Raw genomic sequence first — 21037 nt, 5'->3', positions numbered from 1 at the left:
GCCTTCGTGGAGACCTGATCCGCCGGGATACCCGTGCACACCTATAGGCTGAGGCACCAGCTTTCCGACCGAGGGGACCTCCGCGTTGTTGAACCGATTCCAGGTTGTGCCGGCCAGCTATCTCATCTTCCAGCGCGGGGACCGGGTGCTGCTGCAGCTTAGGCAGGGCACCGAGTACATGGACGGCTACTGGGCCACGGCCGCAGCCGGACATGTGGAGGCGGGGGAATCGGCCGTGCAGGCCGCCGTGCGGGAGGCGCGGGAGGAACTCGGGATAGCGGTGGCGCCCGACGACGTCGTCCCGCTGACGTCCATGCACCGCACGCAGGAGGACACCGGGACTGCCGTGGACGAGCGGGTGGACTTCTTCTTCCTCTGCTCCGGTTGGTCGGGGGAGCCGCGCATCATGGAGCCCGGCAAGGCGGCCCGGCTGGAATGGTTTTCCCTCGACGACCTGCCCGGCGCCGTCGTCCCGCATGAAAGGTTTGTTTTAGAGCGGTTGCGCAGCGGACTGCCGCCCATTGTCACATTCGGGTTTGCGGACGTCTGAGCCTTCGAGGGGAGAACGACATGATTTCCAGTGCAGCGATCCTGCTGTACCGGCGCGGTACCGTGGGCCTGGAAGTGTGGATCGGCCATATGGGTGGCCCGTTCTGGGCGCGGAAGGACGAGCATGCCTGGTCTCTTCCCAAGGGGGAGTACCAGCCGGAGGAAGAACCGCTGGCGGCTGCGCTGCGGGAGTTCGCCGAGGAGATGGGCACGCAGGCCCCCGAGGCCGAGTACCTGCTGCTGGGCAGTTTCCGGCAGTCGGCGCAAAAGACCGTGACGTTCGAGTTGGAATGGCCGCGGGGATCGGGCACCGTCCGCGAGTATCCGGAGATCGACCGGGCCGGCTGGTTTCCGGAGGCTGTGGCGCGCAGGAAGCTGGTCAAGGGGCAGGCCCAGGTGCTGGACGCACTCCTTCGGGTGCTGGCGGAGGCGGGGAGCTAGCGGGGCTGCCGGCGCCTCTGGTGTGGTGTCCGGTGTACAGGTAACGGGGTTATCCGGTGCTCTTAGCCCCGTTATCTGTACATTAGCTATCCGGACTAGCCCTGCAGACCCCGGGCGTAGGTGACCAGCGCGTCGCGGACATACTTCGCACCCGATTCGAATGCACGGGTGTAGTTGGCCCCGAACCGGTTATCAGCCACATACATTTCCGCGAGGCCGATCAGCATCTCCGGATCGGGCTCCTTCCGGGTACCGGCTGCGATCCATTCCGCATGCCGCCGTGCGAGTTCCTGCGCTTCGGCGCTCGCAGGTGCCAGCCCCCGACGCTGGGCCTCGTCCCACGCGTCCTGCAGTGCTGCATGTTCCGCGGAGAAGCCGAGCTTCCCGGCGTCGTCCAGCGAACGCCACCACTGGTCGGACTCGGCGTACGCCTCCGAGCCCCAGCGTTCTTCCACCTCCTCGCGGTACTGCGTGTGGTCAAAACCTTCGAACATTTTTTCCGCCATGATTTCCTCATCTCCTTTCAGGGCCTTCAACGTCGAGCGCACTGCACGTATCTGTGTGTGCAGCCGGGCCTGTTCGTCCTGGAGATACACCAGATGCGCGGCCAAGGCAGCGGCATCATCCTGCTGGCCTTCCAACACCTGCCCGATCTGCGGCAGGCCCATCCCGAGCTGGCGCAGCAACAGGATCCGCTGTAGCCGGACCAGTGCTGCCCGGTCGTAATACCGGTAGCCGTTGGCGCCGACCCGTGAGGGGGCCAGCAGCCCGATGCCGTCGTAGTGGCGCAGGGTCCGGGAGGTTGTCCCGGCCAGTTTCGCCACGTCCGCAATGGACCAGTCCATGGTGCTCCTTCTCGACACCACCAACCCTAGAAGTTGACGCTGCGGCAAGGTCAAGGAACTAGTGGGTAACCGTCGTCTGCTGATACAGGGCCAGCCGGATCCGCCCGTCGACGAGACAGTAAACGCTGGACATCAACGCCTCGAACGGCTCCTGCCCGGCGCGGTACGCAGCCGCACGGTAGACCAGCGCTGCTGCGCCGGTGCTTGCCGCCACCACGTGTTCATCCGTGATGCGGTAGGAAGTCCACGGCGGCGCCGCGTTGAGGGTAGAGGCGATAGTGGAACGGTCCAGCACCATGCCGTTGACCAGGACCATCACGGCATCCGGAGTCATAAGCCCACCGTGGAAGTCTCCGCCCTGTCCGCGGCACAGCGACTGCCAGCCGAGGTGTTCGCGCTCGAGCAGGTTGGCGAGGGTGAGGTCATTCATCTGCCGAGGCTAGCTTCAGGGGCGATGTCCGGCAACGGGCACGGTTGTCAGGCGCGACACGTGGCGGTCAGGCAGGCGACGGGCACAGGTATCGGCCATCCGGACGCAGCCGGGCCCACTGCTGTATCCGCAGCCCTGCACGGCGGCTACCCTCAAACGGTAGGACGAATCCCGACTCAGGCTCAGCTGGGAGGTGTGTCCATGTCGGCACATGCGATGGAATCCGATTCCCGTTCCCGAGGGCGCGGGCACGGCAGGCACTCGTATTGGTCCCCGCGGTTCTGGCTCCTGCCGCTGCTGGTGCTTCTGCTGCTGGGCGGCGCCGGCACTGCCCTGTACATCGGCGGTCTGGGCAGCCCGGGGGACCACCTCAAGCACTTTCCGCTGGCCGTGGTCAACCAGGACAGGGGTGCGACGCCGGCCGACGGGGGCAGCCCGGAGAACCTCGGGCAGAACATCACGGACCAGATGCAGCAGGGCTTCGCGCAAAACGACGAAATCGATCTGCGTGTCCTGTCCTGGGACGACGCCCAGGAGCAGCTGCGCAAGGGGCAGATCCACGGCGCCGTCGTTATCCCCGAGTCCTTTTCGGCTGACGCCCTGGGGCTGGTGAGCGGTGCATTGACGGACACGGAAGTTACGCGGCCGTCCATCACCGTCTACTCGAACCCGTTGGCCGGGCCACTGGCGAGCAGCTTGGCGACGTCCGCCGTCGACCCGGCGCTCGAGCAGGCCAACACCGGCCTGGGGGAGCAGCTGGCCTCGGCTGCAGAGGACGCGCAGATGGAAGCCCGGGCGGAACAACAGCGCGAGCTCGGGGAGCTGGGCCTGCCGGCAGAGGTGCAGCAGCAGGTGGCGCCAACCGTGGACGGCACATCAACGGACCTGCTCCGGGCGCCGATCTCTGTCACCACCACCGCCTATGAAACCCCGCCGGAAGGTTCCGCCCTTGGCATGGGTGCGTTCTTCTACTCCGTGCTGCTGATGGTGGTGGGCGTCAGTGGTTCCGTGGCAATCCACTTCCTGGTGGATTCGCGGCTCGGAGTGGCGCCGGTCGAAATGGGGCCGAGGTTCTCCCTGGGGCCGAGGGTGCAGCCTGCCCGCTGGAAAACCTATCTGATCAAGTGGGGCATCGTTGTCCTGGGTGCCCTCCCGACGGCGGGCTTCATGATGTGGGTGGCCTCCGCCGTCGGGATGCCGATCCCGCACGGCGGCTGGTTCTTCCTCACCACCTGGCTGTCCATTGTCACGGTATCGGCGGTCACCACGGCGCTGATCACCCTGTTCGGCAGCATCGGCATGGTGCTCTCGCTGATCTACGTGGTGTTTATGGGCCTGCCTGCCGCGACCGGAGTGGTGCCGCTGGAGGCCCTGCCGGGGTTCTTCACGTTCATTGCCCGCGGCGAGCCGCTCTACCACATGACCATGGCCAACCGGGCGGTCCTGTACTTTGACGCCGAAGGTGACGCGGGCCTGCAGAGCGGGATCATCGGCATGCTCATCCTCATACTCATAGCCGTTGCGGTCGCCATGATCTTCGCGGTGCTTTATGACCGGAAGTTCGGCCGCCGCCGGGTAGAGCTGGCGGGTAGTCCCGCCGGGCAGCCCTAGAGCCGGCAGCCCTAAAGCAGGTAGACCGGGGACGGCTGCGGAAGGAAGTCGCCGGGGTGGGTTACCGGGGCGGAGAGCATTCCGGCACAGGAATCGATGAGGAAGTAGCCCACACCGGTCCAGTTCGGGGTCTCGGCTCCGTCTTGGATGCGTGCCTCGTACTCCGCGCAGACCCCGATGGTCATGGTGCCCAGGATCCACGAACGGCCGTGCAGGACAGCGGGGGCGAGGTCCCCGACCGCGGCCTGGGTCCTGCGGATCAGGTCCTCGCTGACGGGGTTGGCCACGGCCGACCGCTGAAGTACGGATTGCATGGACGGCACCGCACGCATCTGGTGCAGGAAACGCGCCCGCCAGCTCGGCACCGGCAGGGATGCCAGGTGGTCCACCCAGGGCAAGACCAGGCAGGCCAGGAGGTCGCGGAGCCCGGCGCCGTCGTCCAGCTGTTCGGTGAGCACCGCACGGCGGCGGTGGGTGTCCTCGAGATGGCGGGTGATCAAGGCTTCCAGCAGTTCATCCCGGCCGCCGAAGTGATAGGCGACGGCGGAATGGTTGGCAGTTCCGGCATGCTCGGCGATGCGGCGGTTGGACACGGCGTCGATGCCGTAGCGGGCAAACAGCTCTTCGGCGGCATCGAGCAGGGTTTCGCGTGCCTTCGCACCGTGCTGTCCCATGTGCGTTCCCTTGTGTCGGCGTTGATGCGGCTTCGATTATCTAATTTACGCCACATGGCGTAATTTTGACGAGTTGGTCCCACAGACCCCGCCTTGACGATCGCGTCGACGCGCACTTCGCACCATCACCCATGAATTCAGCTACAGGAGCACGTCCTTGACCAGTACTTCCCCGACATCCCCAGGTTCTCCGCCGGATACGGATCCAGCAGGAGAAACCCCGGCGCCGTCGTCGGACGCCGAGGGCCTTGCCGCGGCCAAACGCGCAAAGGCCGAGAAGATCGGCCGTTATGTCGCCATGTTCCTGATGCCGTTGCTGATGGTTTCCATGCTGGTGGGCGGCTACCTCGCCGCCATGCACGCACCTGTTCCGAACAACATGCCCATTGCCGTCACGGGTTCCGGCCAGCAGGCGGACCGCTTCGCCGACGCACTGGAATCCGCCGATCCCGACGCCGTCGACGTCCGCGTGGTGGAATCCGACGCCGAAGCGCGCCAGCTGATCCTGGACCGCGAAGTCTCGGGTGCAGTGTCGCTGAATGAGGGCACTGCCTCGGTTTATACCGCAAGTGCTGCCGGCGCCTCGCAGTCCAGCACCGTCACGGCGCTGCTGGCCCCGCAGGTCCTGGGACAGGGCCTGGTCCTGCAGTCCGAGGACCTCGCCCCGCTGCCGGACCATGACATGGCCGGACTGGGCGCAATGTTCCTGACCACGGCCCTGATGCTGGCCGGCTACATGCCGCTGAGCCTGGTCCTTTCCAACTCACCCGAACTGCTTCGCTTCCGCCGCTTCGTTCCCCTGCTTGCCGGCTGGGCAGCACTGATAGCCGGTCTCGTCTGGGCCGTCACGGGACCGATGCTCGGCGTCGTCGAGGGACACTCCGCCGCCGTGCTGGGGATCTCGTGGCTGACGGTTTTCGCCGTCGGCAGCGTCCAGCTGTTCCTCACCCGGATCCTCGGCCCCATGGCCGTCCTTGCCGGCATGCTGTTCCTGATGGTGCTGGGCGTTCCCGCCTCCAACATGAGCATGTCGGTCCACACCATGCCGGGTCTCTACCCGTACCTCCACAGCTTCCTGCCTGCGGCCGCCACCGGTGAATCGCTGCGTTCGTTCCTGTACTTCGACGGCAACGGCGCCGGTCCCCACCTGCTGGTGCTCGTGATCGGTGCGGTGGCGGCCCTGCTGCTCACCCTCATCCTTGATGCAGTCAAGCGCCGCCGCAAGCCCAATGCTGCTCCGCCGGCAATCAACGTCGCCTCGCTGCACGGCGGGCCGCGCCCGAAGACCCGCCGCTGGCGCTACGGCACCCTGGCCTTCTTCCCGCTGGCCATGGTCACGATGATGCTCTCGTTTATGCTGGGCGCGATGTACGAGCCGACGCCGCGGGACATGCCCGTCGCCGTCGTCGGCTCCACCGCGCAACAGGCGGAGCAGGCGGTGTCCGGCCTGGACGAAAACATGTCCGGGCTCTTTGACCTGCGCGCGATGGGCAACGCAGACGACGCCCGCGAGCAGGTACGGGACCGGACCGTTGTCGGCGCCTATGTCCTGCCTTCGGCCGAAAACCCCACGGCCACGCTCATCACCAACGAGGCCGGCGGCATGAGTCAGCAGCAGGTCCTCACCTCGGTGTTCGGCCAGGTCTCCGCGGGACAGCAAATGGAGATGGGACATGACAATGTTGCTCCGCTGAAGGATTCGGACTCCATGGGCATGGCCACCATGTACCTGGCGATGGGCTGGATCATGGCCGGGTTCATGATCATTGTGGTCGGCTCGACGGCGGCTCCGGCCAGCCGTCCGCTGCGCATGCTGCTCCCCATCGTCGCGGCCTGGGCCGTCGGTATGTCGGCCTTCCTCTGGGTCATCGCCGACGTCTTCGTCGGGGCGATTGACGGGCACTTCCTTCCGCTTTCGGGAGCCGGCGCCGTCGCTATTTTCTGCGTCGCCATGTTCACCACGGTCTTCGAACGGTTCATGGGGATGCTCGCGATCCTTCCGGTGATCGGCATCCTGATGTTCCTCGGCGTACCCGCCTCCGGTGCGGCGATGTCCATCTACATGGAACCGGAGATCTTCCGCTTCCTGCACGAGGTGCTGCCGATGCCGGCCGCTGTGGAGTCGATCCGCTCGATCCTGTACTTCGGCTCGGATACCGTCTGGTCCCACCTGCTGACCCTCGGCATCTGGGGTGCAGCCTCACTGGCAGCGGTGGCCGTTATCGACCACTTCAAGCCGCCGCGCACCGAGGGGCACCCGGTCGACGGTGATGCCCCGGCAGAGCAGGAACGGGTTCCCGCAGGCGTCTAGCCCGCGTCAAGGAGAAACCGGCCGTGGGGGGGGGGCCCCCGCCCCCGGCCGCGCGGCGGTGACAGCGCCCACCCCCCCCCCCCCCCCCCCCCCGCCCGCCCCCCCCCCCCCCCCCCCCCCCCCACGGCTGTTTAAGCGCACCTCACGGAGCCGTGGACTGCGGGACCTCCACCGGTTCGAAGACCCTGCTCGTCCGGGAAAAGCGAATGTAGGCGATGCAGGCGATTTCAAGTGCTCCGCCGATGATGAGCACTGCCTTGGCGGCACTGAGCTGGTCCATTCCGCCCACCGTTGCCAGTGCATCCACCAGCACGCCGCCCAGCAGGACTGCCACCGGGAAGAGGCCCTGGCCGAGGAGCCGCCGGCAGCCGAAGACGATGCCCTGGATCTGAACCGGTGTCCGTTCCTGCCACAGCGCCGTCAGCGGGGCATTGGTGGCCTGCACCATCGCATTCCGCAGAAACATCCCCGGGATGACGAGCCAGAGGGTCGGCGCCACCACCACCAGCGCGCGGCCGAACAGCGACCCCAGGAACGTTGAGCCGCACACGAGGTTGGCCCGGGAGACGGAGGTGCCGAATCTGGCGACCAGGGCAGCGCCGGCCATCAGGCCCAGGGCACTGGCGATATTGCTTGCGGAAAGATTCCATTCCGGTGTTCCGGTGCCCGGAAAAGAGAGGATAAAGACAATTACCACCGGTACGCAGAGGCCGCCGGCAAAATTGTAGACCGCAAAGGCGAGTTGGAGCCGCAGTAAATCACGGCGCTCATTGATGAACCGGAAACCGGCTTTCACATTGCCGCCGAAATACTGCACTTTCCGTGCCCGGGGTTCCTCCGCCGGCCAGGGGAGCAGCAGGACGAGCGCGGCCCCCGCAACGCTCAGTACGGCGTCGGCCAGGAAGACTGCGACGGGTATCCCGAGCGAATACAGGACGGCACCCAACAGCGGACCGAGCAGCACGGGAGCTGAATCAATAAGTCCGAGCATTCCGTTGACCTTGGTCAGATCCTTTTCGGTTCGCAGCACCCGGACCGATGCCTGCAGGGTAAGGGCCAAGGCGGTGGAACAGATGGCCGTGACAAAAACGAAAACGAGCATCAGGGCCGTGCTGTGGATGGCGGTCGCCCAGGCCATGGCAGCCATGGCGGCGGCGTTGGCGGTGTTGACCGTGCAGATGGCGGTACGGCGGGAAAAGAGGTCGGTCAGCCCGCCGATCAACGGGGCCAGATAGATGGCGGCTGCCGCTCCCAGGAACGTGGAAACGGCAAGGACCGCGGCGCTGGCAGAATTCTCAAAAAGGACCAGGGAAACGGCGAGCGAAGAAGCAGAACCGACTATTGCGAGAAGAGCTTGGATTGTCCAAAGCGCGGATAATGTGGAGCTGTTTTTCTGGGTGTCGCTGATGATGGTCCCTTCGGCGCTGCGGTACGGAAAAGGAAGCGGCCGCCTAAATTTACCGTTAGGTTTCAGTGGAAACAAGGTCGGTCTATGCAGAGTTTTTAGGCATTTATCTGTGCGTGACCGGGGTGTGAACTGTCGAACCTACGCGTCGATCCTCCCGGACCGGCCGCAGCTATGGGAAAGTGGGAGGGGAGGGAAGACCAATGCCGCGCCAGCACATCACCACGCACATCGCTATCCTCGGTTGCGTGTGCCTCGGGCTGCTGGCCTACCTCTTTTCCGTGGACCAGCCGGTGTCCGCCTTCACGGCACCGCCGGGGCAGGATTTCGATTCTCCCGGCAGCGTTTCCGTGGTTGTGAACAAGGAGCGGCCGCTCGGTGACCCCGGCTACGCACCGGAGGACGTGGTCGACGCCGGTGGCGTTCCGCTGCGCCGCGAAGCAGCGGACGCCTTTGCCCAGCTGAAGAACGACGCCGCAGCGGCCGGCGTCGTCATTGACGCCGTGAGCGGATTCCGGACCGCCGAAGCCCAGTCCCGGCTGCACGATGCCTACACCGGACGCTACGGCTCCGCGCTGGCGGAATCGATTTCGGCGATGCCTGGCCACAGCGAACACCAGACCGGGCTGGCCGTGGACATCGGTGCCGCCGACGGCGCGTGCTCCCTGCAGGCCTGCTTCGAGGGGACCGGTGCCGGGGCCTGGGCAGCCGCGAACGCCCATCGGTACGGCTTCATCATCCGCTACCCCGCAGGTGCCGAAGCTATTACCGGCTACGCCTACGAGTCGTGGCACCTGCGTTATCTGGGCCCCGACGCGGCCGGGAAGATCCACGAGGCCGGCATCACGCTGGAGGAGTACGCCGGGCTGTACCATCCTCCGGCCCCGCCCAAGCCGGCCACGAAGCCGGCGCACGAGCCCTTGCCGTAAGCCGTGTCCCGGGTGTTGACTGCCGACCGTTGACTCCGGGGTCGCCGGACAATACTCTTTCCAACATGGAAAACAACTTGGGTGCGGCTGAGGATGCTGCCGCCCGGCTCAGGAACCTTGCCGCGGACCGCAACGCCCTGGCAGCAGGTGCCGCTCCTCCGCGTACCCTGCTGGCCGGACTCGGCGGCGTGGCTGCCTGCTGGGTGGCTGGAGCAGCAGACACCCATCCCGGAGCGGCCTACGAATCGCCGTCTTGGACGTGGCTGCTCGTGGGACTGCTGTTCGTCATCCTGCATTTGATCCAGCGCGACACCGGGCTGAAGTTCCGCCGGTTGGGTCCGCGGGCCACCGGAGCCGTCAGCGCGGCTGTTCTGCTCTGCCTCTTTCTTTTCTCAGTGAGCCTGGGATTGGTGTCGCTGGGGATCACGTGGGCGGTGACGCTCACCGGCCTTGCGGCTTTCGTGCTTGTCTCATGGCTCGCCGAAGTTGCGTACCGTGCCGCTGTGGACCACCTCCGTACGGTCAGCCTGCCGCATGCCTGAATCCCGGTTTGACGATGTTGTGCACCCGCCGACGCGGTTGCGGATCTGCGGGCTGCTGCGCCCCCTGGAGGAGATGGACTTCGCCGTTCTCCGGGACACCCTGGGGATTTCCGATGCCACGCTCTCGAAGCAACTGAAGATCCTCGCGGAGGCCGGCTACGTGCGCCTGGCCAAGACGACGTCGCCGGCCCGCCGGGACGCCCGCCGGATCACTTGGGTGGCGCTTACCCCCGCCGGCAGGAAGAGCTTCGACGCGCATGTGTTGGCCCTGCAGGAAATTGCGGGCACGGTGTCCGTCCGGCCCGAGTAATTTCTCCGTAACCGGTCACAAAACCACCCCGGGCGGTGTCTCATGTTCAGCCGGCGCGGAAGCCGGATGAGACGCGAAAGCAGGGAGTGCACTCATGGGCACCACAGCAGTCGTTCTGGGCGGGGGATACGCAGGGGTAATGGCAGCGAACCGGCTGGCGGCCAGTGGGAGGCCGGGACTAGACGTCGTCCTGGTGACGCCTGAGCCCCGGTTCGTGGAGCGGATCCGGTTGCATGAATACGCTGCCGGAGTCCGTGCCGATGCCACTGCCGATTTTGGCTCTCTCCTGCATCCGGGCGTGCGTCGGATCCAGGACCGGGCGGTGCAGATTCGGCCGGAACGGACCGTGCAGCTGGCCGGGGGAGCAGAAGCGGGTTACGACTATCTGGTGTACGCCGTGGGCTCGGCAGCGGGGACGGCGCCGGACGGTGCAGTGCGGATCGAACACCTGGAAGGGGCAGCGTCGGCTCGCAGGGAGTTGGCCGCCCTGCCCGCCGGTGCCCGCGTTGCCGTGGTGGGCGGCGGGCTGACCGCGGTCGAGACGGCCGCCGAGACGGCCAGGTCCTTCGGCTCCCTGCGGGTGAGCCTGCACAGCGCCGGTCCCGTGGTGCCGGGGCTCCGCACGCAGACCCGCCGGTCCGTGGAGAAGAGCCTCCGACGGGCAGGAGTGGAACTGCGCAGCGGGACGCCTGTGCCTGCCGGCGGAGACGTTCGCGCCGGCCTGGGTGCCGACGTCGTGCTCTGGTGTGCCGGCTTCGGAGTGCCCGATCTGGCCGCGGCGAGCGGACTTCCGGTGAACGACGGCGGCCGGCTGAGCCTGGATCCGACCCTGCGGGTACGCGGCCAGGACCGCATTTACGGAGCCGGCGACGCAGCCGTGATTGATGACCCGTTCTACGCCTACCTGCGGATGTGCTGCGCGGCGGCCATGCCGATGGGGGCCGAAGCGGCGGGAAACATCCTCCGGGCCCTGGACGGAAAGGCCGAAGTTCGGCACGACAGCGGATTCCGCGGCCTGTGCATTAGTCTGGGCCGCAGTGACGGAGCGGTTCAGTTCCTGTCTGCCGACGATTCTCCGATCCGCTTCCACCTGCACGGCAGGACGGCAGCCGTCCAAAAGGAAATAATCTGCCGGATGACACTGCGGTGGATCCGCGGTGAAGCGAAACGAAGCGGAGCGTACACATGGCCAACAGGTCCGCAGGCCGGCAAGGCGACGACGGCGGCTCCCGCGCGGACGACGGCGCCCGCGCCGACGGCGGCTCCCGCACCGACGACACGGAGCTGACCGGAGTCCGGACCTGCCGTGACTCCGAGTTCCTGAAGCACCGCGGGATGCTCTTCACCATTGCCTACGACGTCCTCGGCACCGTATCCGATGCCGAGGACGTTGTGCAGGAAACCTATCTGCGATGGCGGGAGGTAGCGGAGCGGGTGGAGAACCCGCGGGCCTACCTGGCCCGGATTGCCTCGCGACAGGCGCTGAATTCCCTCCGCTCAGCGTCCCGGCGGCGGGAGGATTATCCGGGTGAGTGGCTGCCCGAACCGCTGCCTACCGGCGCTGCACGGCTGCCGGCGGATCCGGAGGCGGCGGTACTCACCGCCAGCGAGGTGTCAACGGCCATGCTGGTACTGCTGCAGACCCTGAGCGGTCCGGAGCGCGCGGCGTTCATCCTGCACGAGGTTTTCGGCTTCGGTTATCCCGAAATTGCGGCGACCCTCGAGATGGGCGTGCCCGCGGTGCGGCAGACCGTTCACCGGGCACGGACCCGCCTGAGATCCGGCACGTCCCGGACTGTGCCGGACTCAGGTGAGCACCGTGCCGCCGTCGAACGTTTTCTGGCCGCCACTATGACCGGGCAGATCCAGGCCCTGCTGGACGTGCTGGCTCCGGACGTGGTCTTGGTATCCGACGGCGGAGGCAAGGTCAGCGCCGCGCTTCGGCCGGTCTACGGTCCGGAGAAGGTGGCACGGTTGATGATCGGTCTGGCGGACAAGTACGGCGCCGGGGCCGTCCCCGAATTCGTCGAGCTCAACGGGCTGCCCGCGGTGGCGTTCCGGGAAGAAGGAGCGGTCACTACCGTGTTTCAGCTGGAACTGGTGGATGGCCGGGTGCAGGCGGTGTACGCGATGCGCAATCCGGACAAGCTGGTGCGGCTGCAGGGTTAGGGTTTGGGTCCGCGCACGTGCTCAGCCGCCCGGGACCACCAGCCCGGTTTCGTACGCAATCCCCACCAGCTGGGCCCGGTCCCGGGCGCCCAGCTTCGCGAGCAGCCTGGACACATAGGTGCGTGCGGTGGCCGGGAAAAGAAATGGGGCAGCGGCTGCGACAGGTGCGGTGCCGGCTGGAACGTGGACTACCCGGTACGGTTTCCCAGTCGCTGTGACAGGCGTGGCTGTCACATCAGGAACACTCACACCACCCGGTGGGACGCTGTGCCGTCGATGGGAGTCTCATGCCGAGTCATAGTGCGGTAGATGCCCCTGGCCGGTCAGCATGCAACATTTACTGCACTATGAACGTCCGGAGCGGCATCTAGTGAGCAGATGAAGGGGTCTATTTGCTGAGTATAAGCGCGGGAAGTTCTAGAAATCTCCTAGGCGGCCAGCCCGGCTGAGCCGGTACAGCAGGTCCCAGCTGCATGGCGACTCCGCTGCGCTTTTTGATGCGGCGCTCTTTGATGCCGCGGAAGAAAACCGCCTACCGTGTCCGCGGCACGCGCCGCTAAGGTGGACAGGGTGCTGCCGCCACGGCCGCGCTCTGAAGAAAGCAGGCCTTCGTGTCTCCCAAAACCATCGTGATCACCGGCGCCAGTGACGGAATCGGTGCCGCCGCAGCAAGGCAGCTCACTGAAAACGGGCATCACGTAGTGGTGGTGGGACGGTCGCCCGAGAAGACCGCCGCCGTCGCAAAGGACACGGGCGGCGAGTACTTCCTGGCCGACTTCGCGGACCTGGGCAGCGTGCGTACCCTGGCTTCGGAACTGCTCCAGCGCTACCCGCGCATCGACGTCCTGGCCAACAACGCGGGGGCGGTTTTCGGCAATGAGCGGCAGGTCACCTCGGACGGACACGAGATGACGTTCCAGGTGAACTATCTGGCGCCGTTCCTGCTCACCCAGCTGCTGACCGACCGGCTTCTTGAGTCCAAGGGCACGGTCATCAACACTTCCAGCCTGGCAAACCGGTTGTTTGGCAACGTGGACCTGGACGATCTCGAGAATGAAAACGGGTACAACCCCAGCAAGGCGTATGGGAACGCCAAGCTGGAGCAGATCCTGTTCACGGAGGAGTTCGACCGGCGCTACCGTTCGCATGGTGCAACTTCCACAGCCTTCCACCCGGGCGTAATCGGGTCGAGCTTCTCCAGCGCCGAGGGTTCGGCAATGCGTGCGGTCTATCAGTCGCCGCTCCTGCGCAGGTTCCTTCCGACGCCCGAAAAGGGTGCCCGGACGCTGGTGTTCCTGGCGGAGGGGACGCCGGGAACGGACTATCCCACCGGCAAGTACTTTGTCCGGAGCAAGGTGGCCAAGCCCAACAAGCAGGCCGGGGACGCCGCTCTGGCTTTGGGCCTCTGGAACCGCTCGGTGGCGATGCTCGCGAAGTGACGCGGGGCTGGTCGGAATTAGCTGGCGACTCCGGCCGTGGCGCTGCGGGGTGGTCTGGCTGGATAGTGGGCCCACAGCATCGCTAGTACAGATAACGGCCCTCTGAGCAGCGGATAAGCCCGTTATGTGTACATCCGGTGCGGGGTCTGGCCGCATAGGCCCGTTATGTGTACAACCGGTGCGGGGTCTGGCCGGATAGTGGGCCCACCGCATCGCTAGTACAGATAACGGCCCTCTGAGCAGCGGATAAGCCCGTTATGTGTACATCCGGTGCGGGGGCCGGCCGGATAAGCCCGTTATCTGTACATCGGGTGCGGGGTCTGGCCGGATAAGCCCGTTATGTGTACAACGGGTGCGGGAGCGGCTGGATAGTGGGCCCACCGCATCGCTAGTACAGATAACGGCCCTCTGAGCAGCGGATAAGCCCGTTATGTGTACATCCGGTGCGGGGGCCGGCCAGATAAGCCCGTTATCTGTACATCGGGTGCGGGGGGCTGGCCGCATAGGCCCGTTATGTGTACAACCGGTGCGGAGCATGGCCGAATAAGCCAGGACAACCGACGAGGCCTGCTAGGCTTCCCCCGGATCATCGGGGGAGAGGCTGGGGTATGAAGAAGATGGCGGTTGCGGGCCTGCTGGTACTGGGCGCCGTGCTATCCGGCTGCGGCAGCAACGGGCCCAGCAGCGCGGAAGACGCAAACGAAGAGCCCGCTTGCGTGGGCGGCTTCGAGGGTTGGTGGAATTCGACGCCGGTGTCCGGGAATACGACCGATCTGCCGGAGGAAACCGTGACTGTTGACACCAACACCGGGAAGACCATCGACGCCTTCAACCGCAGCCGGAACGACGCCGGCAAGCCCACCGCCGTGTCCGATGTCAGCTACCAGCCCGTCCCCGACGAAACCTGGCCCAAAGATTCAGCCGTAGTGATCGACACCTCCACCGGCAAGGTCATTGAAACCATCTCGGTCGATCCGGGCACGCAGCTCTGCCAATAGCTGCTCTGCCGGTCCAGCAAGCACAGCATCCCACTAAGTGGTGCTGCTGTTGCTGATGAAATAGCTGGAGGTTACTTCTACCCCAAAGGCCGGGACGCTTTGCGGCAGAGAAACATACCGAACAGCTAGTCCCGCTGCAGGGCGAAAAAGAACGGCGCCCCGGGACCACGGAGGTCCATCGCACCCAGCACTGTTCCGGCGTCGACCCGGCGGAAAACATCCACGACAGGCAGGGCGTCATAGATCATGGCCGCGCTCAATACCCCGCGGTACTCGGTCATCCGCAGCCGGGCGCCGACGCGCCGCGTCCTCGCCAACCGCAGAGCCGGACGGACCTGCGAAAGCAGCCCAGGCTTCCGCAGCAAGGGGCCGAAACGCAGCACGGCCGAAAGCGGGACCAACCCCGGATTCACGTTGAACACACCGCCGCCGGCTCCGGAAAACACCAGCGGAAACACGTCCTCGGCGCCGTCGAACCGTTTCCCGTACCAGCCCAGCGGTTCGAGGAGCCCATCGAGACGGTGACCAGTAGGTATTTCGGTACCCCGCCAGGAGCCGTACAGCTCCGGCACCTGCACCGGCGGCAGGGAATCAAAGTACTCCAAGGCGGTCCCGGCGTCGGTACCGGCCTGCAGCGACTGCAGCCGGAGGGCTGGTTCGTTGTTGTCCATGCGGAGGCCTCCTGGTCGGGCTTTACCTAGCCCTTGCAGGATACAAGGGCTAGGACGCGGCCAGCCGCCGGGCCGAATTCTCGTCCAGAATCAGGTCCGTGACCAGGCCGGCACGCAGGGCGCCGAGCAGGCTGGTGGTCTTGGTTTCGCCGGCCACCACGCAGATCCGGCGCGGAACCTGCCGCAGCGTGGACAGATCGGGGCCGGTGCTGCGGTAATTCAGCTTGATCCCGTCCCAGGTGCCGTCCGCCCGGTAGAACATGGTGGCGACGTCGCCCACTACCCCCTCGGCCATGAGCTCATGGAGGTCTTCCTCGTCGAGGTAGGCGCCGTTGTAGACATGGCTGGGTACCCCCGCCTCCATGGAACCGACGCCGAAAATCGCCGTGTTCATCCGCGCCTGCAGATCGAGCACCCGGCGGACCGGACGTTCCCGCCACATCGCTTCCTTGGTTTCGGCGTGGTCGAAGAACGCCGGAACCGGGAACTGGACCACCCGCGCACCGTAGGCGTGGCCGAAACGCTGCAGGATTTCGCTGGCGTAGGTGATGCCCGACGTGCGGAAGTTGCCTGCCCCGTTCATCTGCACGATTGTGCTGTCATGGGTGTTCTTGATCGGCAGGTGCTGGCTCACGGCCGTCAGGGTTGAACCCCACGCGACGCCGATAATCGCATCCGAATCGATGAGCGGACCGATCAGGTGTGCCGCCTGCACGGCGACCCGCTGCAGTGCCTGGGCAGGGGAGACGGTTTCGGCGACCGGAACCACGTGGGCCTGGATCCGGAAGCGGGAGGCAATCTCCTGTTCCAGTGCCGGAGCACGGTCCGACGGGTTGCGGATTTCGATCCGGACCAGCCCGGTGCTGCGCGCGTAGGAGAGCAGGCGGGAAACGGTGGAACGCGAAATCCGGAGCTCCCGGGCGATGGCCTCCATGGTCAGGCTCTGCAGGTAGTACATCTGCGCGGCCCGGAGGGCATCCCGGTCTCGGCTTTCCTTTTCGTTCGCCGCAGGTCCGGCCCCGGAGGCGTCCGGGAAGCGGCCACTGACACCAATGTTCATTTGCCGTCCATCGACACGGTTGCGTACTCCATGAATCCATTATCGCAGGGTGCACGTATGTGCATTGGTTGGGTCCCGGGAGCCGCGGGCTTCGACCATTGAGTAGATATGGCAATGCAGCCACAGAAGCGTTTGGAGATATACGTGGACAATTCCGTGAACCCCAGCAAGGCAAAGACCGCCGCCCGGACCCGTCCGGTGGTACAGCAGCTGAAGGACCGGCCCAAGGCCTCGGTGCTGATCATCGGCGGCGGCATCAACGGCGTCGGCACCTTCCGTGACCTGTCGCTGCAGGGCGTGGACGTAGCCCTCGTGGAGCGCGGTGATTACTGCCAGGGCGCTTCGGGTGCGTCTTCCCACATGATCCACGGCGGCATCCGCTACCTGGAGAACGGCGAGTTCCGCCTCGTGCACGAGTCCGTCGTCGAGCGCAACGCCCTGCTCCGGCTGGCCCCGCACTACGTCAAGCCGCTGCAGACCACCATCCCCATCACCACCACCTTCTCGGGCATCACTGCTGCTCCGCTGCGTTTCCTGACGCACAAGCAGGGCAAGCACACCGAGCGCGGCGCCGTGCTGATCAAGGCCGGCCTGCTGATGTATGACTTCTTCTCCCGCGGCGGCCGCGTGGCCCCCAAGCACAACTTCGTCGGCAAGAAGAAGTCCCTGCAGGAACTGCCGAAGCTGCGCCCGGACGTAAAGTACACGGCTACGTACTTTGACGCCTCGGTACACAACCCCGAGCGCCTCACCCTCGACGTGCTGCGCGACGGCCTCGAGGCGAACCCGCAGTCCCGCGCCAGCAACTACGTCAGCGCCGTCGGCACCACCGACGCCGGCACCGTGCTGCGCGACGAGGTCACCGGCGAAGAGTTCGTCTTCGACGCCGACGTCGTCATCAACGCCACCGGCGCCTGGGTTGACGAGACCAACGACTCCTTCGGCAAGCGCACCAGCTTCATGGGCGGCACCAAGGGCTCGCACATCGTCCTGGACCACCCGGAACTGCTGGAAGCCTGCTCCGGCCGCGAAATGTTCTTCGAGCACACCGACGGCCGCATCGTCCTGATCTACCCGATGGGCGACCGCGTCCTGGTGGGCACCACGGACATCGACGCGGACATCAACGAGGCATCGGTCTGCACCGACGAAGAGATCGAGTACTTCTTCGAACTGATCGCCCACGTCTTCCCCACGGTTGACGTGCGCCGCGACCACATCGTCTACACCTTCTCCGGCGTCCGCCCGCTGCCCAAGCACGACGACACGCAGCCCGGCTTCGTGTCCCGCGACTACCGCGTGGAAAAGCGCACGGACAACCGCGCCGGCAAGAACGTCACGAGCCTGTCCCTGGTCGGCGGCAAGTGGACCACCTTCCGTGCGCTGTCCGAGACGCTGGCCACCGAGGCGATGACCGCTCTGGGCATGCCGCGGAAGACGACGACGGCGGAACTGCAGATCGGCGGCGGCAAGGACTTCCCGCGCACCGAGGCCGAGGAACGCCTGTGGGTCAACCGCATGGCCTCCGACGTGGCCGACCGTGACCGCGTCCGCGTCCTGCTGACCCGCTACGGCACGCGCGCCGTCGACGTCCTGGAGTTCCTGTCCCAGGGCGGCGACCAGCTGCTGGCCTCCACCAACGAGCTCAGCACCCGCGAGCTGACCTACATGGTGGAAAACGAGCAGATCACGCAGCTCGCCGACATCCTGATCCGCCGCACCTCACTGGCCTTCCGCGGCCTGGTGTCCGAAGCCATGCTGACCGAGCTGGCGGACCTGCTGGCCCCGCAGCTGGGCTGGGACGACGCCGAAAAGCGCCGCCAGGCTGAGTTCGCCCGCGAGCTGCTGGTCACCATGCACGGCATGAAGATCCCGGCGCTGGCTTCCTAACCCGGAGTAAAGCAAAGAGACAAAGCAACAACAGCAGAGGGCGGACACCGATACGGTGTCCGCCCTCTGCTGTTTTTCGTATCCGTTTACCCTGCCGACCGCCGGGTGAACGGCAGCACCAGCCGCGAGGGGTGCGCTGCGTCGCGGTAGATCTTGTGCGTGACCGGACGGCCGACCGGCAGGTGGAACGAATCCGGCGGTAGCAGCGCATTGTGCTCATCCGCCAGCGGTTCGTCGTTGGACAGTTCCACGGTCAGCCGGTGGCCCGGGAGGAACGTCGTGGCAAACGGGTAGAGCCGCACCACATACTCCTCAATCCTGCCCGGCTCCACGGGAACGGCCCGCGTGTGCGGGTGGTGCGGGTTGCCCTCCGTGGTCCGGTCATCGAGTTCGCGGTGGGAGGCCTTCAGGTACCCGGTGGTGACGAGCTGGCGTTTCCCGTTGGGGGCGTTGTCCCAGAGCCGGAGGATGAAGTTGGTGTCCTCCTGGTCGATCTCGGCGAAAATGTGCGCGGCGCCGGTGCCGATCAGCTCGGTGGGTTCGGTGAAGGCATCCGTGCTCCAGTCCAGGATCTCCACCTTGTCCGTCACGGTCAGCGGCGCCTGGTAGAAGCCGTCCGGTGCAGCGTACTCAGCACCCATCGGTTCCGGTTCGGGAGACAGCTTGCGCCGGGGGCGCAGGTACAGCGGCCGGTACTCAACGTCCTTCGGCGGCCAGGCGCTGCCGGTGACGTGCTCGCGGGAACCTTCCACGAAAACGCTGACTTCGGGCTCGTCCATGATGCCGTTGTCGATGCCCTTGATCCAGTAGTCGTACCACCGGAACATCTTGTCGTGTTCCTCGATGAAGGGCCGGGACTGCATCGGCGGGTAGGGGCCGATGTCCAGCTTTTTCGGGCCCTTCAGGGCGTCGAACAGCTCGATGGTCCCGTCCATGGTCCAGCCGCGGCCCTGGTCGATCTGCAGGTAGACCGGGATGTCGATGTTCGGGGCCAGGGTGATGGGATTGCGTTCCTCGTACCAGTCGCCGTCGAGCTCGTTCATCACAATGTCGAACCATGCCTCGTGGTGCTTGGGGTAGTTCAGTACGTGCACGAGGTTGGGCCATGCTGCGACGTCCGGGTCCGCCAGGCGTGCTGCAACGAGTTTCTGCAGCTCGCCCGGGGAATAGGTCTCAAGCATGCGGGACTTGGTCTGGTCGGTGAACGCCCAGCCGGAATCCCCGCCGCGGCCCTCGCGGGCGGCGCGCGGCATGAACCACATGACTCCGCCGTGGTAGGTGGTCTCGTAGAAGTCGTAGTGCCCGCCGGAAACGAAGATCGCCTTCAGATGCGGGGGCCGTTCGGCGGCGGCCAGGACCTGCATGGAACCGAAGTAGGAGATGCCGACCATGCCCACGTTGCCGTCGCACCACGGCTGTTCGGCAACCCATTCGATGAAGTCGTAGGCGTCCTGGCCCAGGGAAACCCCGCCAGCGTTGTAGTTGCCGATGTGTTCGCCGCCGGAGGCGCCGGAACCACGCAGGTCGCCGATGACGTGTGCATAGTCCTCCTTCACGATCCGGGCAATATCGCCCGCTTCGATGCAGCCGTCCCACATCGGGCTGGGCCGCCGCTGCGGGGGCATGGTCAGGGCCAGGGCCTGCAGCTCCTTGCCGTAGGGGCTCAGCGCGACCAGTGCGGGCCGGGGCCGGTCTTCGGTGCCGGAATAGACGTCCGCGGCCAGCTCGACGCCGTCGCGCATCGGCACGCGGAGGTCCTTGGCGACCCGAATCGCCTGTCCGCCCGCGTCGATGTGGTGGGTAGTAGCCATTAGTGCGTAGCTCCTTGCGTTAGGCATTGCCGAAGCGGGTGCGGTACCCGTGCAGCGTAGTGAAGAAGGGGGACGGGTCCAGCGTGGGATCGCCCTGGTAGGCGAGCTCTTCGGCCACCCGTTCGAACGGGGAGTACACCGAATCGGTTTCCCGGAGGCCGTCCCGCAGATAGCCGGCGACGGCGGCACGGACCCGGCCTTCGATGTCCAGGCTCTCCTGGAGCGCCTCGCGTGCCTGCCGGTGATCAAGTTCGACGCCGTACTCCCGGCCGTCGGTCCGACGGTACGGGTGGCCGAGGTAAAGCCGCTCCGGACGGAGGACGTCGCGCAGATACTCCAGGCTGGAGCGGTAGGCATCCGGATCCTCGTAGCCGGGGAACCGGTTGGCCGCGCCGTGGATCTGCACGGCATCGCCGACAAAGGCGGCCCCCTCCAGTTCGTAGGCAACGGACCCGGCCGTGTGGCCCGGAACATGGTGCACGGAGACCGTGACGTCCCCGCCCAGCGACAGCTTTTCGCCTCCCCGCACCAGCACGGACGGTTCCATTTCGCCTGAAATGACCGCCTGCGTGGTCCGGGTCTGCGCTGCTGCGCCGTCCGGCGCGTTCAGGTACCTGCTGCGCCCGTTCACGTACTCTTCGACGTGCGCTTTGCGGGACCGCAGCAGGTGGGCGTCGGCTTCGTGGATTACCACCTTCGCTTTGCCACCGGTCAGTTCCCACAGGGCCTTCGCTCCGCCCAGGTGATCGATGTGGCCGTGGGTCAGCAGGATCCAGCGGACCTCGTCGATGCTCCGGCCCAGCTTCTCCAGTGCGGGGATCATGCCCTCCGCCGGCGAGGAGCCTATGCCGGTGTCCACGATCGCCGGCTCCGGTGCATCGATGAAGTAGCTGTAGAGGCCAAACCGTCCCCAGGGGGACACCAGCGGGTGAACCGTACCTTTGCTCATGGG

The 21037-nt window shown here is 66.0% G+C and carries 20 protein-coding genes and 1 pseudogene; 12 read left to right on the top strand and 9 right to left on the bottom strand.

What is annotated here, in order from left to right; translation table 11 throughout:
• Nucleotides 1–88 precede the first annotated feature (88 nt).
• Both NNX38_RS10100 and NNX38_RS10095 read left to right on the top strand, forming a co-directional pair.
• Complete coding sequence (locus tag NNX38_RS10100; RefSeq protein WP_255797868.1) at nt 89–550, top strand: NUDIX domain-containing protein; 462 nt, start codon at nt 89–91, stop codon at nt 548–550.
• Nucleotides 551–570: 20 nt separating this feature from the next.
• On the top strand, nt 571–990 hold the full coding sequence (locus tag NNX38_RS10095; protein ID WP_255797867.1) for an NUDIX domain-containing protein: 420 nt from the start codon (nt 571–573) through the stop codon (nt 988–990).
• Nucleotides 991–1085: 95 nt separating this feature from the next.
• Here the strand turns inward: NNX38_RS10095 and NNX38_RS10090 are convergent, their stop codons facing one another.
• Together NNX38_RS10090 and NNX38_RS10085 are read right to left on the bottom strand one after the other, a co-directional pair.
• Nucleotides 1086–1835: a MerR family transcriptional regulator gene (locus NNX38_RS10090; RefSeq protein WP_255797866.1), complete on the bottom strand. Its 750-nt coding sequence runs from the start codon at nt 1833–1835 to the stop codon at nt 1086–1088.
• Nucleotides 1836–1893: 58 nt separating this feature from the next.
• Nucleotides 1894–2265: a nuclear transport factor 2 family protein gene (locus tag NNX38_RS10085; protein WP_255797865.1), complete on the bottom strand. Its 372-nt coding sequence runs from the start codon at nt 2263–2265 to the stop codon at nt 1894–1896.
• Nucleotides 2266–2466: 201 nt separating this feature from the next.
• Between NNX38_RS10085 and NNX38_RS10080 the strand changes: the two genes are divergently transcribed.
• On the top strand, nt 2467–3876 hold the full coding sequence (locus NNX38_RS10080; protein WP_255797864.1) for a YhgE/Pip domain-containing protein: 1410 nt from the start codon (nt 2467–2469) through the stop codon (nt 3874–3876).
• 11 nt (nt 3877–3887) lie between these two features.
• Here the strand turns inward: NNX38_RS10080 and NNX38_RS10075 are convergent, their stop codons facing one another.
• Nucleotides 3888–4550, bottom strand: coding sequence for a TetR/AcrR family transcriptional regulator (locus tag NNX38_RS10075; protein WP_255797863.1), 663 nt, complete (start codon nt 4548–4550; stop codon nt 3888–3890).
• A 157-nt stretch (nt 4551–4707) separates the two neighbouring features.
• Between NNX38_RS10075 and NNX38_RS10070 the strand changes: the two genes are divergently transcribed.
• On the top strand, nt 4708–6861 hold the full coding sequence (locus tag NNX38_RS10070; RefSeq protein WP_255797862.1) for an ABC transporter permease: 2154 nt from the start codon (nt 4708–4710) through the stop codon (nt 6859–6861).
• Between the two features lie 142 nt (nt 6862–7003).
• Here the strand turns inward: NNX38_RS10070 and NNX38_RS10065 are convergent, their stop codons facing one another.
• Nucleotides 7004–8344 (bottom strand): MFS transporter, encoded by a 1341-nt coding sequence (locus tag NNX38_RS10065; protein WP_255797861.1) that lies wholly within the window; start codon nt 8342–8344, stop codon nt 7004–7006.
• Nucleotides 8345–8469: 125 nt separating this feature from the next.
• Between NNX38_RS10065 and NNX38_RS10060 the strand changes: the two genes are divergently transcribed.
• The 5 genes from NNX38_RS10060 (at nt 8470) to sigJ (ending at nt 12216) form a co-directional block, all read left to right on the top strand.
• A complete protein-coding gene (locus NNX38_RS10060) occupies nt 8470–9195 on the top strand; it encodes a D-alanyl-D-alanine carboxypeptidase family protein (RefSeq protein ID WP_255797860.1) in 726 nt (241 codons plus the stop codon).
• A 65-nt stretch (nt 9196–9260) separates the two neighbouring features.
• Nucleotides 9261–9737 (top strand): hypothetical protein, encoded by a 477-nt coding sequence (locus NNX38_RS10055; RefSeq protein WP_255797859.1) that lies wholly within the window; start codon nt 9261–9263, stop codon nt 9735–9737.
• Nucleotides 9730–10047 (top strand): transcriptional regulator, encoded by a 318-nt coding sequence (locus NNX38_RS10050; RefSeq protein ID WP_255797858.1) that lies wholly within the window; start codon nt 9730–9732, stop codon nt 10045–10047. The genes NNX38_RS10055 and NNX38_RS10050 overlap by 8 nt, the downstream gene beginning before the upstream one ends.
• Before the next feature lie 94 nt (nt 10048–10141).
• Complete coding sequence (locus NNX38_RS10045; protein ID WP_255797857.1) at nt 10142–11335, top strand: NAD(P)/FAD-dependent oxidoreductase; 1194 nt, start codon at nt 10142–10144, stop codon at nt 11333–11335.
• Nucleotides 11233–12216: an RNA polymerase sigma factor SigJ gene (gene sigJ / locus NNX38_RS10040; RefSeq protein WP_255797856.1), complete on the top strand. Its 984-nt coding sequence runs from the start codon at nt 11233–11235 to the stop codon at nt 12214–12216. Before NNX38_RS10045 ends, sigJ begins: the two co-directional genes overlap by 103 nt.
• Before the next feature lie 21 nt (nt 12217–12237).
• On the opposite strand, the pseudogene NNX38_RS10035 reads toward sigJ, so the two are convergent.
• A pseudogene (locus NNX38_RS10035) lies at nt 12238–12372 on the bottom strand (DNA-binding response regulator); the annotation flags it as partial.
• Nucleotides 12373–12827: 455 nt separating this feature from the next.
• On the opposite strand from NNX38_RS10035, the gene NNX38_RS10030 reads away from it, so the two are divergent.
• Together NNX38_RS10030 and NNX38_RS10025 are read left to right on the top strand one after the other, a co-directional pair.
• On the top strand, nt 12828–13655 hold the full coding sequence (locus NNX38_RS10030) for an SDR family NAD(P)-dependent oxidoreductase (RefSeq protein WP_255797855.1): 828 nt from the start codon (nt 12828–12830) through the stop codon (nt 13653–13655).
• A gap of 608 nt (nt 13656–14263) precedes the next feature.
• Entirely contained in the window at nt 14264–14653 is a 390-nt protein-coding gene (locus NNX38_RS10025; RefSeq protein WP_255797854.1) for a hypothetical protein, read from the top strand.
• A 125-nt stretch (nt 14654–14778) separates the two neighbouring features.
• Here the strand turns inward: NNX38_RS10025 and NNX38_RS10020 are convergent, their stop codons facing one another.
• Both NNX38_RS10020 and NNX38_RS10015 read right to left on the bottom strand, forming a co-directional pair.
• Nucleotides 14779–15324, bottom strand: coding sequence for a DUF4334 domain-containing protein (locus tag NNX38_RS10020; RefSeq protein WP_255797853.1), 546 nt, complete (start codon nt 15322–15324; stop codon nt 14779–14781).
• A gap of 49 nt (nt 15325–15373) precedes the next feature.
• Nucleotides 15374–16282 (bottom strand): sugar-binding transcriptional regulator, encoded by a 909-nt coding sequence (locus NNX38_RS10015; RefSeq protein ID WP_255798166.1) that lies wholly within the window; start codon nt 16280–16282, stop codon nt 15374–15376.
• Nucleotides 16283–16528: 246 nt separating this feature from the next.
• Here NNX38_RS10015 and NNX38_RS10010 point away from each other — a divergent pair, with 246 nt between their 5' ends.
• Nucleotides 16529–18274 (top strand): glycerol-3-phosphate dehydrogenase/oxidase, encoded by a 1746-nt coding sequence (locus NNX38_RS10010; RefSeq protein WP_370646415.1) that lies wholly within the window; start codon nt 16529–16531, stop codon nt 18272–18274.
• A gap of 86 nt (nt 18275–18360) precedes the next feature.
• Here the strand turns inward: NNX38_RS10010 and NNX38_RS10005 are convergent, their stop codons facing one another.
• Together NNX38_RS10005 and NNX38_RS10000 are read right to left on the bottom strand one after the other, a co-directional pair.
• Nucleotides 18361–20085 carry a CocE/NonD family hydrolase gene (locus NNX38_RS10005; RefSeq protein WP_255797852.1) on the bottom strand — a complete coding sequence of 575 codons (1725 nt, stop codon included), beginning with the start codon at nt 20083–20085 and terminating at the stop codon, nt 18361–18363.
• Between the two features lie 19 nt (nt 20086–20104).
• A complete protein-coding gene (locus tag NNX38_RS10000; protein WP_255797851.1) occupies nt 20105–21034 on the bottom strand; it encodes an MBL fold metallo-hydrolase in 930 nt (309 codons plus the stop codon).
• Nucleotides 21035–21037 lie beyond the last annotated feature (3 nt).

Source organism: Arthrobacter sp. zg-Y238, from assembly GCF_024385525.1.
Taxonomy (GTDB): Bacteria; Actinomycetota; Actinomycetes; order Actinomycetales; family Micrococcaceae; genus Arthrobacter_B; species Arthrobacter_B jinronghuae.
This window is presented reverse-complemented; position numbering and strand designations above follow the sequence as displayed.

What these genes read in the sequence shown, in the direction of transcription:
- NNX38_RS10060 (WP_255797860.1), top strand. Translation starts at nt 8,470, where the DNA reads ATGCCGCGCCAGCACATCACCACGCACATCGCTATCCTCGGTTGCGTG.
- NNX38_RS10020 (WP_255797853.1), bottom strand. Translation starts at nt 15,324, where the DNA reads ATGGACAACAACGAACCAGCCCTCCGGCTGCAGTCGCTGCAGGCCGGT.
- NNX38_RS10080 (WP_255797864.1), top strand. Translation starts at nt 2,467, where the DNA reads ATGTCGGCACATGCGATGGAATCCGATTCCCGTTCCCGAGGGCGCGGG.
- NNX38_RS10050 (WP_255797858.1), top strand. Translation starts at nt 9,730, where the DNA reads ATGCCTGAATCCCGGTTTGACGATGTTGTGCACCCGCCGACGCGGTTG.
- NNX38_RS10025 (WP_255797854.1), top strand. Translation starts at nt 14,264, where the DNA reads ATGAAGAAGATGGCGGTTGCGGGCCTGCTGGTACTGGGCGCCGTGCTA.
- NNX38_RS10090 (WP_255797866.1), bottom strand. Translation starts at nt 1,835, where the DNA reads ATGGACTGGTCCATTGCGGACGTGGCGAAACTGGCCGGGACAACCTCC.
- sigJ (WP_255797856.1), top strand. Translation starts at nt 11,233, where the DNA reads ATGGCCAACAGGTCCGCAGGCCGGCAAGGCGACGACGGCGGCTCCCGC.
- NNX38_RS10000 (WP_255797851.1), bottom strand. Translation starts at nt 21,034, where the DNA reads ATGAGCAAAGGTACGGTTCACCCGCTGGTGTCCCCCTGGGGACGGTTT.
- NNX38_RS10015 (WP_255798166.1), bottom strand. Translation starts at nt 16,282, where the DNA reads ATGTACTACCTGCAGAGCCTGACCATGGAGGCCATCGCCCGGGAGCTC.
- NNX38_RS10045 (WP_255797857.1), top strand. Translation starts at nt 10,142, where the DNA reads ATGGGCACCACAGCAGTCGTTCTGGGCGGGGGATACGCAGGGGTAATG.
- NNX38_RS10005 (WP_255797852.1), bottom strand. Translation starts at nt 20,085, where the DNA reads ATGGCTACTACCCACCACATCGACGCGGGCGGACAGGCGATTCGGGTC.
- NNX38_RS10075 (WP_255797863.1), bottom strand. Translation starts at nt 4,550, where the DNA reads ATGGGACAGCACGGTGCGAAGGCACGCGAAACCCTGCTCGATGCCGCC.
- NNX38_RS10055 (WP_255797859.1), top strand. Translation starts at nt 9,261, where the DNA reads ATGGAAAACAACTTGGGTGCGGCTGAGGATGCTGCCGCCCGGCTCAGG.
- NNX38_RS10095 (WP_255797867.1), top strand. Translation starts at nt 571, where the DNA reads ATGATTTCCAGTGCAGCGATCCTGCTGTACCGGCGCGGTACCGTGGGC.
- NNX38_RS10085 (WP_255797865.1), bottom strand. Translation starts at nt 2,265, where the DNA reads ATGAATGACCTCACCCTCGCCAACCTGCTCGAGCGCGAACACCTCGGC.